The organism is Tenacibaculum sp. MAR_2009_124 (genome assembly GCF_900105455.1).
Classification (GTDB): domain Bacteria; phylum Bacteroidota; class Bacteroidia; order Flavobacteriales; family Flavobacteriaceae; genus Polaribacter.
In genome coordinates this window covers 644,495-657,710 of record NZ_FNSF01000005.1, presented here as the reverse complement: position 1 = coordinate 657,710, position 13,216 = coordinate 644,495, and the positions used below count along the sequence as shown (strand labels likewise).

Below are 13,216 nucleotides of genomic sequence, written 5' to 3'. Positions count from 1 at the left end.
TTTTTGTTTTTATAAAATTAAGAAATCACTAAAAAACACTCTTTTGAAACGCTTACTACACCTACTACTTTTCTATTCAAGCTTGTCAATGGCACAAGTACCTATTGATTCCTTAAAACAGGTAAATGACACCTTAAATCCTATAATATCGAATGCAATAATAAACTCAGCAGACTCTCTTGTAGTGACTGGTAAAGAGGAGTTTTTTTCGGATTCGGACTTAAAAGTAATTGATAGTCTTCTGATCGAAGAAAAATTTAATTCTTCTTTATTTGAAGGGGTTCAGTATGTAATTAATGATAAAGACATTGTAGGGAGTACAACCGCTATTCTCTCCGAAGAACTTCTAAAAAAAAGACTTAAAGAACTAGATAATAAAACACCTTTTAATCTTGCCTATAATCCAGCTCTTGTAAAGGAAATTAACAGATATTTAAAGTACAGGAAAAGATATTACCCAGCATTGATGGCGAAGGCTGAATACTATTTTCCAATGTTTGAGCAATACCTAGATCAGTTTGATGTTCCTATTGAAATGAAATACCTGTCTATAGTTGAATCCGCTTTAAGACCGAGAGCACGTTCGTATGTTGGAGCAACAGGTTTATGGCAGTTTATGTATGGAACAGGAAGACAGTTCAATTTAAACGTAAGTTCTTATGTCGATGAACGTCAAGATCCAGTAAAATCGACTGTAGCCGCTTGTAAATACTTAAGTCAACTATACAAAATATTTGGAGATTGGGACTTGGCTTTAGCAGCTTATAATTCAGGTCCTGGAAATGTGTCTAAGGCAATTAAGAGGTCTGGTGGATATAAAAATTACTGGAATATACGTCCCTTTTTACCTAGAGAAACTGCGGCTTATGTTCCTGCATTTTACGCAACCATGTATATTTTTGAATATGCAGAAAAGCACGATTTATATCCAGAAAGCCCTGATGTTTTTCATTTTGAAACGGATACTATTCGAGTAAAACGAACCATAAGTTTTGAACAAATTTCTCAAAAGGTTAATGTTGATGAAGAAGTACTTACTTTTTTAAATCCAGAGTATAAACTTAATACAATACCTTATGTTGAAGGGAGAAACTATGCAGTAAGACTGCCTAAGAAAAGGATTATAGATTTTCTAGATAAAGAGAAGGAAATTTATGAAATGGCAAAAGAAGATGAAGAAAAAGGCGAAAAACCATTACCAAAATATTTTGAAATGGATCAGCGCATTGTTTATCGGGTTAAGAGCGGGGACTATTTAGGTAAAATAGCGAATAAATTCGGTGTTAGGGTTCGTGATATTAAACGTTGGAATGGTATGAGGACCCACAATCTTAAAATTGGGCAACGATTAAGTATTCATCCGAAACGTTTGGCAATTCCTAAATCTGTATCAAAAAAGAAGAAAAAGAAAGCATTGCCTAAGGGTAATCATGAAGTATACACAGTTCAACAAGGAGACTCTCTTTGGTCAATATCAAAAAAGTTTTCTCCTGTTTCGATAGAACAATTAAGAGAATGGAATGATTTTTGGGGAAAGAAAAGTCTTAAGCCAGGAATGAAACTTAAAATATTTAAAAGTTAAAAGCATGAGAAAACTATTATTAATACCCCTGTTACTGTTAATAGTAACTTCCTGCAAGAAAGGAACAAAAGAAGATATTATCTTACCAGGTTCATCAGGAAACACGAATGCCATTTTGGTCGTTGTAAAAGGAAGTGATTGGGAAGGAAAAATTGGTGATGAAATCCGAACAGTTTTTGGAGAACATCAAGTCGGACTTCCGCAACCAGAAACCTTGCTTAGTGTTAGCCAAATAGACCCTTCTGGTTATAAAGGTTTTATTAAAAACGGAAAAGCAATTTTAATCTTAAGAAAAGGGAAAGATGAAAATATTTCTGTTGAAAGAAACAAATATGCAGCACCTCAGATTATTGTGCATGCTTCAGCAAAAGATGAAGAAGGAATTATAAGCTTAATTAAAAATCGAGGCAAGGAGATTATTGAAATTTTCAAGGAAGAAGATATTAAGTTTACGCAAAATATATTTAGAAGAGAGCGTTTAGATGAATCTCAGTTCAAAACGATTCAAAATTTGAATATTAGTGTTGATATCCCTAAAAGATACAACTTAGTAGACGATACAGGTGAGTTTTTATGGTTACGTCAGCATTTAAAAAGTGGTATTGCAAGAGGAGATGGTTCGAATAATATTTTAATATATAGCCTTCCTTTAGAAGAAGGAATGGATGTCGCCGATAATATTGCAGCAATGAGAGATGCTATCGGTGAAAAGCATATTCCAGGAAGTAAAGAAGGGATGTATATGATTACGGAACAAGCCTATACACCGCATACTTATGAGGTGAAATTCAACGGAAAACAGGCATATGAAACTCGTGGAAAATGGGAAGTAAAAAATGATTTCATGGCAGGGCCTTTTTTAAACTATACCGTTATTGATAAAGAGAATAATAGGTTGGTCGTTTTTGAAGGATTTACGTATGCTCCTTCTGTAAATAAAAGAAATTTTATTTTTGAATTGGAAGCAATTGCAAAAACATTGAAAATAAAATAACGTCAGTTTATAATTGACTTCAAAAAGCCATCATACTACAACATGATGGCTTTTTTTCTATATTAGAGGTGATTAACTTTAATTTTTTAAGAATGGAAACAAATTATTTTGCAATTTTAGGAGCTGCTTTTATACCCATGATTATGGGGTTTCTTTGGTATGGTCCTATGCTTTTTCAAAAGGCATGGATGAAGGAAATGAATTTCACGCAAAAGGATGTAGAAGGTGGAAATATGTTAGTGATATTTGGATTGAGTTTTGTGTTTAGTTTTATACTCGCCCTTTTTCTTCAATCCATCGTAATTCATCAATTTGGTGTTTTTCAAACATTGGCAGGAGAACCAGGTTTTATGGAACAAACTGGAGAAGGGTTCGCCACTTATAAAGAGTTTATGGCAAATTATGGAAATCGCTTTAGAACCTTTAAACATGGCGCTTTACATGGTGTTCTTTCTGGTCTTTTTATTGTATTGCCAGTTATTGGAACGAAAGCTTTGTTTGAAAGAAAAACCTTTAAATATATTGCTATTAATGTAGGATATTGGATGATAACTCTTGCATTAATGGGAGGAGTTGTTTGCCAATGGGCTTAAAATAACTACTAAAAATAAAAAATCACTAACCTCAAAAGTTAGTGATTTTTTTATGCTATTTTTCCAAGTTTGGAGATGATATGATCGAACTAATTTCTTAATTTTTGTAACAAATTGAAAAACTCACTTACCTATAGGTATCAACAATTAAATAAATCAAATGACTTCACACTTCTTAAACTTAGAATGGAAACAATATTTTCGTTCTTCCTATTGGCAAAAAGGAATTGGAATAAAAATATTAATGGGATTTTTTGCACTATACTTAATTGTAATTTTTTTGTTAGGTGGTGTAGGTATTTTTCCAGCACTCAAAAAGTTCTTTCCAGAAAGTGATCCTTTTTTAATCATAAATGGGTTTCTTTTCTATTGGGTATTGGTTGATTTAATGGCTCGATTCTTTTTACAAAAACTACCGGTAATGACTATAAAACCATTACTAACACTACCTATTAAAAAAAGTAAAATTGTAAACTATGTATTGGGTAAGTCTGCGACTTCATTTTTTAACTTTTTACCACTATTTGCATTTATACCGTTTAGTATTGTGCTTATTGGAAAGGGATATAGTTTGCCAGAAACAGTAACATGGTTAGCAGGAATTGTTTTAGTTGTACTTACTGTAAACTACCTGAATTTTGTAATAGAGAATTTAAGTGCTAAAAGCGATTTGTCGTTTTTACCTTTAATTGCTGTCACATCGGGTCTATTCGCTTTAGATTATTTTAAAATTATATCGTTTTTCGACTTGGTTTCTTCAGGAATGTTAGCCATTAGTAAAAACCCTATCTTACTTATTGTTCCGGTTCTTTTACTAGGAGTGCTATATATGCTAAACTTTAAAATGTTAAAAGATAGTTTGTTTTTAGATTCCGCTGTAAAGGCAGAGGTAAAGGAGGCTAAAACTACTGATTATGCATGGACTCAAAAGTTTGGAGATATCGCTCCTTTTATGCAGTTAGACTTAAAACTAATCATGAGAAATAAAAGAACAAAGTCAACGCTTTGGATGCTTATCATTGGATTATTATATGGCTTAGTATTTTATCCAAATCCGGAATATGCAGACAAAGAGTTCTTCTTCATTTTTATTGGAGTTTTCACAACAGGAATTTTCTTAATCAATTTTGGCCAGTTCATTCCAGCTTGGGATAGTGGGTATTATAAAATGTTAATGAGTCAGAATTTTAAATATGAGCGTTACTTAAAATCAAAATTCACCCTGATGTCAATGAGCGTTATTATCCTTTTTGTTCTTGGAATTCCATATGTATATTTTGGTTGGAAAATACTATTGGCTCACTTTGCAGCGGCTATATATAATGTTGGAGTAAATACTCATGTTATTATGTGGGGAGGAACATTTAATCGTAAAAAAATCAACCTCGATCAAAAGGCGGCATTCAATTATCAAGGTACTGGAGCCGTTCAATGGCTTATCGGAATTCCTTTAATGGTACTTCCAATGGCAATTTTCGGACTTTTAAACTGGCTAGTAAATTTTGAAATGGCAGTTATGGTGTTAACCTCTTTAGGTTTATTAGGGATTGCATTCCATCAAAAATTAATGACATTTATTACGAATAAGTACATCGCTAATAAATATGCTATGATTCACGCATTTGATCAAGAAAACTAATCGAAAAACAAAATTATGATACGAGTAACAAATCTTACTAAGAAATACGGAAATACAGAGGTTTTACATATAGGAGATTTAGAAATTCCAACGGGACAATCGTTCGGGTTAGTTGGGAATAATGGTGCAGGAAAAACAACTTTCTTTAATACACTTTTGGATTTAATTCGACCTACCTCCGGGGAAATATCAAATAACAATGTTGTTGTTGATAAAAGCGAAAATTGGAAAACATTCACAGGATCATTCATTGATGAGAGTTTTTTAATTGGTTACTTAACACCAAACGAATATTTTGAGTTTATAGGGAGTCTGAGAGGAATGAATAAGGCGGATATAAAGGCCTTCTTACAACCTTTTAAAGAGTTTTTTAATGATGAAATATTAGGAAAGAAAAAGTATCTGAGAGATTTAAGTAAAGGAAATCAGAAAAAGGTGGGGATTGTAGCTGCCATGATGGGAAATCCTCAGGTTGTAGTTCTAGATGAACCTTTTGCTAATTTAGATCCAACAACCCAAATCCGATTAAAAACACTTATCAAAAAACTAGCGGAAGATAAAGATGTTACAGTATTAATATCAAGTCACGACTTGAGTCATGTTACTGAAGTTTGTGAGAGAATAGTAGTTTTAGAAAACGGAAATTTAGTGAAGGATATTCACACATCTACTCAAACTTTGCAAGAATTAGAGCATTACTTTTCTGCCTAAGAATTTAACCTGGAGTGCCCTATTATGAGGAATACAGCTTAAATCTTAACAAGTAATAATGAAATTAGCATATAATTGTTATTTTTACGCATTTACACACAATAACTTATCAGTATAGTTGTTGTAAAGTAAATGCGTATTTTTTTTATGAAAAAACTATCCAAAATATTAGTTTTCAGTATTGTTTTTGCCATAGTGTATTCTTGTGGTACCAGAAAAAACACTTTTGTAAACCGTAGTTTTCATTCGTTAACAACGAAATATAACGTGTTGTTTAATGGTGAACAAGCATTTTTAAAGGGCTTAAAAGAAATTGAAGAAAAGCATCAGGATAATTTTTGGAAGCGATTGCCTATCGAACCAATTACCTTTAATGAAAACACTATAGAGGCACCGTCGTTTAGGCCAGGAACGGGCTTTGATGATTCCGAAGAAGAGGAAGAAAGTAAACCCCTATCTCATTTTGATAAAGCAGAGGAAAAGGCTGTAAAAGCAGTTCAAAAGCATTCCATGAATATTGGAGGAATAGAGAGAAATGGTAAAATAGATGAGGCATATTTACTACTAGGGAAAGCACGCTATTATACACAACGATTTATACCAGCTGTTGAGGCGTTGAATTATGTAATTTCTAATTACCCGAAAGCAAGTTTAATCTATGATACTAAAATTTGGAGAGCAAAAGCAAATGTCAGATTAGATAATGAGAAGCTTGCCATTGAAACTCTTAACCTATTAATTGAGTTAGATAAGAACGAAAAAAGCCTAACAGATATTCAAAGAGAACGAGCGCACACTGCTATGGCAATGGCTTATGAGAAAACGGATACCATTCAAAAGGTAATTGAACATTTAGCTTTGTCTTCAAGAACATTTAAGAATAAAGAGCAATCTGCTAGAAATATGTTTATTCTCGGACAAATTTATAGTGAATTAGACAGGCGTGATTCTGCACGAATGGTATTTCAAAAGTTAGCAGATACGCGAAAAGCTCCAAGAAAATATAGAATCAGAGCTAGTATTGAATTAGCTAAAAATACTGAAAACGACTCTGCTTCGGTGTTAGTATTAAGTAGGTTAAAGAAACTGATACGAAACACTGATAACCGTAAATTTTTAAATTCATTGTATTATCAAGCAGGTGTACTTGAGCTTGGAAGAAATAAGATAGATAATGCCGTTGAGTATTTTAATAAGTCGTTGAAAGCGAAAACTAACAACGATTATCAGAAAACCTACGCATACGAACAGTTGGGTAAAATTGCTTTCGATAAACAAGAATATGTATTGGCAGGAACCTATTACGATAGTGTTTTAGGGAAAGTATCAAAAGAGTTCGATCAAGAAAAGAGGATTCGTAGAATTCGTAGAAAAAATAAAGGATTAACGACCTTAAGGAAACATGAGGAAACTGTTAAAACAAATGACAGTATTTTGAAAATAGTTGCCATGAGTATTGATGAAAGAAAGGCTTTTTTTCAGGAGTATATTGACAAGGTGAAAAAGGAAGATGAAGAGAGAAGGCAACAATTGTTAAACGCTCAAAACTTTGGGAGTTCTTTTGGAGGCCCGTCATTAATTGGGAATAATGCCAAAGGAGGAAAGTGGTATTTTTATAACGATCAAACAGTAGCATTTGGTAAAGTAGAGTTTCAAAGAGTTTGGGGGAATCGCCCGTTAGAAGATAATTGGAGGCTTTCAGAAAAAGAAACGATCTTAATTGATGAAGACCCCACGGAGGATAGCGAAGAGGAGGAAGAACTAGTGAACCCAAAGTATGAGTTAACTACCTATTTAGATGCAATTCCAACGAAAGAAGAGGATATTACGAAATTAAAAGAAGATAGAAACGTAGCACTGTATCAGTTAGGTCTTATTTATAAAGAACAGTTTAAGAACGCTGCATTGGCTTCTGCTAATTTTGAAAGACTTTTGAATATTGAAGGGCATAAGGAATCAGATTTGGCTATAAATTACCATTTGTATCAAGTTTATTCAGACGCGAATTATGAAGAGAAAGCAAATAAGCATAAAAATATAGTGCTTACTCAGTACCCAGATAGTAAATTTGCACAAATTATAAGAGAGCCAAACGTGAAGTTGGTAGAGGAAAAGAAAACGGATGAGGTTCTTAACAGATATAAAGAAATATACATTATATACAAACTAAATAAATTTGAAGAAGCTTTGGTTGAAATCGACAAGTTCGAACCGAGAGTTAAAAATTCAAATTTAATTCCTAAATTAGCTCTGTTAAAAGCCTTATGTATAGGGAAGTGCAAAGATCAGGATAGTTATAAGGAAGCCCTTGAATTTGTTTCTTTGAGTTATGCTAATACCGATGCAGGTAAAAAGGCAGAAGAAATATTAAAACAATTGAGTAAATAAAAATTAACCCATAAAGTCCCCATAAATGTTTAGTAAAGACAATAAAAAATCGAATGACAGAGTAGTTTCAGAAAGAAATGTAATTGGAGGAAACACCAAAATTATTGGTGATATCGTCTCTGAAGGTGATTTTAGAATTGATGGAACCCTTGAAGGTAATATTCAAACCAATGGTAGAATTATTATTGGACAAGCCGGTTTAATAAAAGGCAAAGCCGAATGCACCAATGCAGATGTTGAAGGTAAATTTGCTGGAGATTTATCAGTTTCTAGTGTATTAACTGTAAAAGCAACCGCTCATATTACAGGCGATGTTGTCATCGGAAAGCTATCTGTTGAACCTGGAGCAACTTTTAATGCTACTTGTTCTATGAAAGGAGCTGTTAAAGAATTAAAGAAAAATGACCAAAAGAAAGCCGAAAAAACAGCTTAATAAGTACGTTCGTTTTTCGGGCATAGCCATGCAAATGGGTCTAACCATTTATTTAGGGAGTATACTAGGTAAATGGTTAGATAATAAATTTCCAAACGATAGTGAACTTTACTTGAAAATTTGTACACTTGCAGCGGTTTTTGCAGCCATGTTTTCAGTGATTCGTCAAGTAAGTAAACTATCAAAAGATAAGAATGATTAAACGTATTATAATTTTTCTTGTTGTAGTGCTTATAGCATATATAGCAAGTTATTTACCTCACTTTTATATACTACAAATAAAACAATTAACCTTAGGGTACTCACTTTTTTCTGTTTATGGCTTTTTTGTCATCGCTGCTATATTAATTTATGGTATCGTTGAGTTTATCGCAGACAAAATGCCAAATCAGGCAGGTTATGCCTACTTAGCATCTATGTTTTTAAAAATAGGTTTTTTTCTGCTTATTTTTCAGAATGCAATTTTTAAGGAAGCGGTATTAACAAAAGCAGAAAAATTCTCTTTAATAATTCCTTTATTTTTGTTTTTAGCGCTGGAAGCTGTTTTTATCTCAAAACTGTTGAATAACAAATAATTTTCAGACGCAGAGCTAATTAACTACCTTAGGAAAACTAAATAAAAAAAGGGTTTGTAGTTTTAATTTATTGTTTACCTTTGCACGGAAATTTAGAGACCAAGTAAATCTATATTTAGCAAGGTATGATGATAGCAAAAAAACCTATCTACTATTTAACAGTAATAGCACTAGTATTTAGTTCGTTCACAGCATTTGCTGGTGGCGGAGAAACTTCAAGTAAAGGAGGTCAAATTAACACTCCTGAAGGTATCAGAGGATATATTAAACATCACTTAGCAGATTCTCACGATTTTGCATTGTATTCGTATACAAATGATGCTGGTGAACGTAAACATGTAGGTTTTCCTCTGCCTGTAATCGTTTGGACTAGTAAAGGGTTGAAAACTTTTATGTCTTCAGCGTTTCATCATAACGATGATGGTCATTTAATTGTTGATAAAGGAGATGTGAAGTTGGTGAAGATTCATAGTAAAATTTATGAGTTGAATGAAGGAGCTACAGCTGTAGCTTTTGATGAGTCACATCATGCTACAAATGCGCACAAAGTTTTAGATTTTTCAATAACAAAAAGTGTTTTTGGAATGTTGTTCGCAGGACTTTTAATGTTTTTAGGGTTTAGATCATTGGCTAAAGGATACAAGAAAGGAGCGATTCCAACAGGTTTTGGTCGTGTATTAGAACCATTGGTATTATACGTAAGAGACGAAATAGCGAAGCCGAATATTGGAGAGAAACACTACCGTAAATTTATGGGGTTCTTGTTAACTGTTTTCTTCTTTATTTGGATTTTGAATTTGTTAGGATTAACTCCATTAGGTTTTAACGTAACTGGTCAAATTGCGGTTACCGTATGTTTAGCTATGTTTACTTTCTTTATTGTTCAATTTAGCGGGAATAAAGATTATTGGAAACATATTTTTTGGATGCCAGGTGTACCGGTTCCAATGAAAATAATATTAGCACCTATTGAAATATTAGGGATGTTAACCAAGCCTTTCTCATTATTAATTCGTTTGTTTGCCAATATGACGGCGGGTCACTTCGTTGTAATGAGTTTGATTGCCTTAATGATTACTTTAAAGAATCAATTTGGGGTAGTTGGGTCCACAGGGTTATCTTTATTGTTGGCGTTGTTTATTTCTGTTATTGAAATATTAGTGGCGTTTTTGCAAGCGTTTATTTTTACAATGTTATCATCATTGTTTATTGGGATGGCTGTTGCAGAACACGATCATCATTAAGAATAGAATAAGAATTTGTTTAATTTATATATAAATCAATTAGTATGGTAACTTACAATTTAATTGGAGCAGGATTAATCGTAATCGGTGGAGGAATCGGATTAGGTCAAATCGGTGGAAAAGCAATGGAAGGAATTGCTCGTCAACCTGAGGCTGCTGGTAAAATCCAAACAGCGATGATCATCATCGGAGCATTATTAGAAGGTTTAGCATTTGGTGCTTTAATCTTAGGGAAATAATTCCGAAAGAAATTAAAAAGTAAAACATTTTCCTGTAACGGTTGGTTACAGGAAATGTTTTCAAATTAGACAAAACAAATTTTAAAAGAATAAATTACAGATATAATGGATCAGTTATTAAATGATTTTTCTCCAGGGTTATTTATCATGCAAGCATTAATTTTAGTTATCATACTATTTTTAATGATTAAGTTTGCTTGGAAACCAATAATGAGTGCGTTAACAGAACGTGAAGAAGGTATTCAAAATGCATTAGATGCAGCTGAAGCAGCAAAAAAAGAAATGCAGAATTTACAAGCTGATAATGATAGATTATTGAAAGAAGCGAGAGTTGAAAGAGATGCAATGTTAAAAGAAGCTCGTGAAATCAAGGAGAAAATAGTTGCTGATGCAAAAGAAGATGCATCTTCAGAGGCTACAAAATTAATCGAAAACGCAAAGGTTTCAATTGAGCAAGAAAAGCAGGCTGCTTTGGCTCATATAAAACATCAAGTTGCTGAGTTATCAATTGGTATCGCACAAACTGTTGTTAAGAAAGAATTGGCTTCTCAAGACGATCAATTAAAGCTTGTTGAAGGAATGTTAGAAGAAGTTACTTTAAACTAATCATTCAATGAAACAAGGAAGACCAGCACTACGTTACGCAAAAGCAGTACTAAACCTTGCAAAAGATACAGGGATAGAAACTGAGGTTAATGATAACATGAAGTTAATCGTTGACACTATTGCGGGAAGTAGCGATTTAGAAGCAATGCTTAAAAGCCCTGTTATTAAGGCAGCAGATAAGCGTAAAGTATTAGTCGCTCTTTTTGGAGATAAGGTAAATAACGTTTTAAAAGGATTGTTTAATGTGTTGGAAGAAAACAAGCGTATGATAATGCTTGAACCAATAGCAAAACAATATGCCGTTATTTATGATTATCACAGAAGCATTCAGTTAGCGAAAGTTACTACAGCAGTACCTTTAACTAAAGATTTAGAAGAAAGAATATTAGCCAAGATTGTTGAAATTACTGGAAACAAGGCGAATATTGAAAATATAGTAAACCCTGATATTTTAGGTGGGTTTATTTTAAGAGTTGGCGATGTACAGTACGATGCAAGTATATCAAACCAATTCAATGAATTAAGAAAAGAATTTGACAATAGTCATTATATTCCAAAAATTTAATTTTACATCAAAAGATATAAGATGGCAGCAATTAAACCAGCTGAAGTATCAGCAATTTTAAAGGAACAATTAACAAATTTCGAAGCGAAAGCTACGTTAAATGAAGTTGGAACTGTATTACAAGTGGGTGATGGTATTGCTCGTGTTTACGGTTTGTCAAATGTACAATACGGTGAATTGGTTGAGTTTGATAACGGATTGGAAGCAATCGTATTAAACTTAGAAGAAGATAATGTTGGTGTTGTATTATTAGGACCTTCAACAGGAATTAGTGAAGGATCTACTGTAAAGCGTACAGAAAGAATTGCTTCTTTAAAAGTAGGAGAAGGTATTGTTGGACGTGTAGTTGACACCTTAGGAAACCCTATCGATGGAAAAGGACCTGTTAAAGGTGAAACTTTCGAAATGCCACTAGAGAGAAGAGCTCCTGGGGTAATTTATAGAGAGCCAGTTACAGAACCTATGCAAACAGGAATTAAGTCGATTGACGCAATGATCCCTGTTGGACGTGGTCAACGTGAATTAATTATTGGTGACCGACAAACTGGTAAGTCTACTGTTGCTATTGATACTATCTTAAATCAAAAAGAATTTTTTGATGCTGGAGAGCCTGTTTACTGTATTTATGTAGCAATAGGTCAAAAAGCTTCTACTGTTGCGGCAATAGCGAATATGTTAGAAGAAAAAGGAGCGTTAGCATACACAACAATTGTTGCTGCAAATGCTTCAGATCCTGCACCAATGCAAGTATATGCACCGTTTGCAGGAGCTGCAATTGGAGAGTACTTCCGTGATACTGGTAGACCAGCTTTAATTGTTTATGATGATTTATCAAAACAAGCTGTTGCTTACCGTGAGGTTTCATTATTATTAAGAAGACCTCCAGGACGTGAGGCATATCCTGGTGATGTATTTTATTTACACTCAAGATTATTAGAGCGTTCAGCAAAACTTATCAATGATGATAAAATTGCTGGAGGAATGAACGATTTACCAGAGTCTTTGAAAGGTAAAGTAAAAGGTGGTGGATCTTTAACAGCATTACCAATTATTGAAACTCAAGCGGGAGACGTTTCTGCATATATTCCAACAAACGTAATTTCGATTACTGATGGACAGATTTTCTTAGAGTCTGATTTATTTAACTCAGGGGTTCGTCCTGCAATTAACGTAGGTATTTCTGTATCGCGTGTAGGAGGTTCTGCTCAGATTAAGTCAATGAAGAAGGTATCTGGTACGTTAAAGTTAGATCAAGCACAATATCGTGAATTAGAAGCATTTGCTAAGTTTGGTTCTGATTTAGATGCTGCTACTTTAAATGTAATTGAAAAAGGTAAGCGTAACGTTGAGATCTTAAAGCAAAATCAAGGAGATCCTTTTACTGTGGAAGATCAAGTTGCTATCATCTATGCAGGTTCTAAGAACTTATTAAGAGATGTTCCAGTAAATAAAGTAAAAGAATTCGAAAGCGATTATATCGAGTACTTAAATGCAAAGCATAGAGGTACATTAGATACATTAAAAGCTGGTAAATTAACAGATGAAGTAATTGATACTTTAACTGAAGCAGCTAAAGAAATTTCAGCAAAATTTTCAGCTTAATAAAATATTTTAGTGTTGAGTGTTGAGATGAAATTTCTCAATGCT

Annotated in this window: 14 protein-coding genes; all 14 read left to right on the top strand. The window is 33.3% G+C overall.

Annotated elements, in window-relative coordinates; genetic code table 11:
- The first annotated feature begins 43 nt into the window (after nucleotides 1-43).
- The 14 genes from BLW23_RS13575 to atpA all read left to right on the top strand — a co-directional run bounded on the left by BLW23_RS13575 (nucleotide 44) and on the right by atpA (nucleotide 13,171).
- A complete protein-coding gene (locus BLW23_RS13575) occupies nucleotides 44-1,582 on the top strand; it encodes a lytic transglycosylase domain-containing protein (protein WP_317039326.1) in 1,539 nt (512 codons plus the stop codon).
- A 4-nt stretch (nucleotides 1,583-1,586) separates the two neighbouring features.
- Nucleotides 1,587-2,576 (top strand): DUF4837 family protein, encoded by a 990-nt coding sequence (locus BLW23_RS13570; protein ID WP_093670725.1) that lies wholly within the window; start codon nucleotides 1,587-1,589, stop codon nucleotides 2,574-2,576.
- A 92-nt stretch (nucleotides 2,577-2,668) separates the two neighbouring features.
- On the top strand, nucleotides 2,669-3,169 hold the full coding sequence (locus BLW23_RS13565) for a DUF1761 domain-containing protein (protein ID WP_093670723.1): 501 nt from the start codon (nucleotides 2,669-2,671) through the stop codon (nucleotides 3,167-3,169).
- Between the two features lie 160 nt (nucleotides 3,170-3,329).
- Nucleotides 3,330-4,808 (top strand): DUF5687 family protein, encoded by a 1,479-nt coding sequence (locus BLW23_RS13560; protein WP_093670721.1) that lies wholly within the window; start codon nucleotides 3,330-3,332, stop codon nucleotides 4,806-4,808.
- Nucleotides 4,809-4,823: 15 nt separating this feature from the next.
- Nucleotides 4,824-5,519 (top strand): ABC transporter ATP-binding protein, encoded by a 696-nt coding sequence (locus tag BLW23_RS13555; RefSeq protein WP_093670719.1) that lies wholly within the window; start codon nucleotides 4,824-4,826, stop codon nucleotides 5,517-5,519.
- Between the two features lie 147 nt (nucleotides 5,520-5,666).
- Entirely contained in the window at nucleotides 5,667-7,907 is a 2,241-nt protein-coding gene (locus BLW23_RS13550; RefSeq protein ID WP_255362796.1) for a type IX secretion system periplasmic lipoprotein PorW/SprE, read from the top strand.
- 25 nt (nucleotides 7,908-7,932) lie between these two features.
- Nucleotides 7,933-8,340, top strand: coding sequence for a bactofilin family protein (locus BLW23_RS13545; protein ID WP_093670715.1), 408 nt, complete (start codon nucleotides 7,933-7,935; stop codon nucleotides 8,338-8,340).
- The gene (locus BLW23_RS13540) at nucleotides 8,309-8,542 is read left to right on the top strand and encodes an AtpZ/AtpI family protein (RefSeq protein ID WP_093670713.1); all 234 of its coding nucleotides are present in this window, start codon (nucleotides 8,309-8,311) and stop codon (nucleotides 8,540-8,542) included. Before BLW23_RS13545 ends, BLW23_RS13540 begins: the two co-directional genes overlap by 32 nt.
- The gene (locus BLW23_RS13535) at nucleotides 8,535-8,915 is read left to right on the top strand and encodes a DUF6168 family protein (protein ID WP_093670711.1); all 381 of its coding nucleotides are present in this window, start codon (nucleotides 8,535-8,537) and stop codon (nucleotides 8,913-8,915) included. The genes BLW23_RS13540 and BLW23_RS13535 overlap by 8 nt, the downstream gene beginning before the upstream one ends.
- A gap of 125 nt (nucleotides 8,916-9,040) precedes the next feature.
- Entirely contained in the window at nucleotides 9,041-10,159 is a 1,119-nt protein-coding gene (atpB, locus tag BLW23_RS13530; protein ID WP_093670709.1) for a F0F1 ATP synthase subunit A, read from the top strand.
- 44 nt (nucleotides 10,160-10,203) lie between these two features.
- Nucleotides 10,204-10,398 carry an ATP synthase F0 subunit C gene (gene atpE, locus BLW23_RS13525; protein ID WP_093670707.1) on the top strand — a complete coding sequence of 65 codons (195 nt, stop codon included), beginning with the start codon at nucleotides 10,204-10,206 and terminating at the stop codon, nucleotides 10,396-10,398.
- A 105-nt stretch (nucleotides 10,399-10,503) separates the two neighbouring features.
- Nucleotides 10,504-11,004: a F0F1 ATP synthase subunit B gene (locus BLW23_RS13520; protein WP_093670705.1), complete on the top strand. Its 501-nt coding sequence runs from the start codon at nucleotides 10,504-10,506 to the stop codon at nucleotides 11,002-11,004.
- A gap of 7 nt (nucleotides 11,005-11,011) precedes the next feature.
- Nucleotides 11,012-11,569: an ATP synthase F1 subunit delta gene (gene atpH / locus BLW23_RS13515; RefSeq protein WP_093670703.1), complete on the top strand. Its 558-nt coding sequence runs from the start codon at nucleotides 11,012-11,014 to the stop codon at nucleotides 11,567-11,569.
- 21 nt (nucleotides 11,570-11,590) lie between these two features.
- Nucleotides 11,591-13,171, top strand: a complete 1,581-nt coding sequence (gene atpA / locus BLW23_RS13510; protein ID WP_093670701.1) for a F0F1 ATP synthase subunit alpha — start codon at nucleotides 11,591-11,593, stop codon at nucleotides 13,169-13,171.
- Nucleotides 13,172-13,216 lie beyond the last annotated feature (45 nt).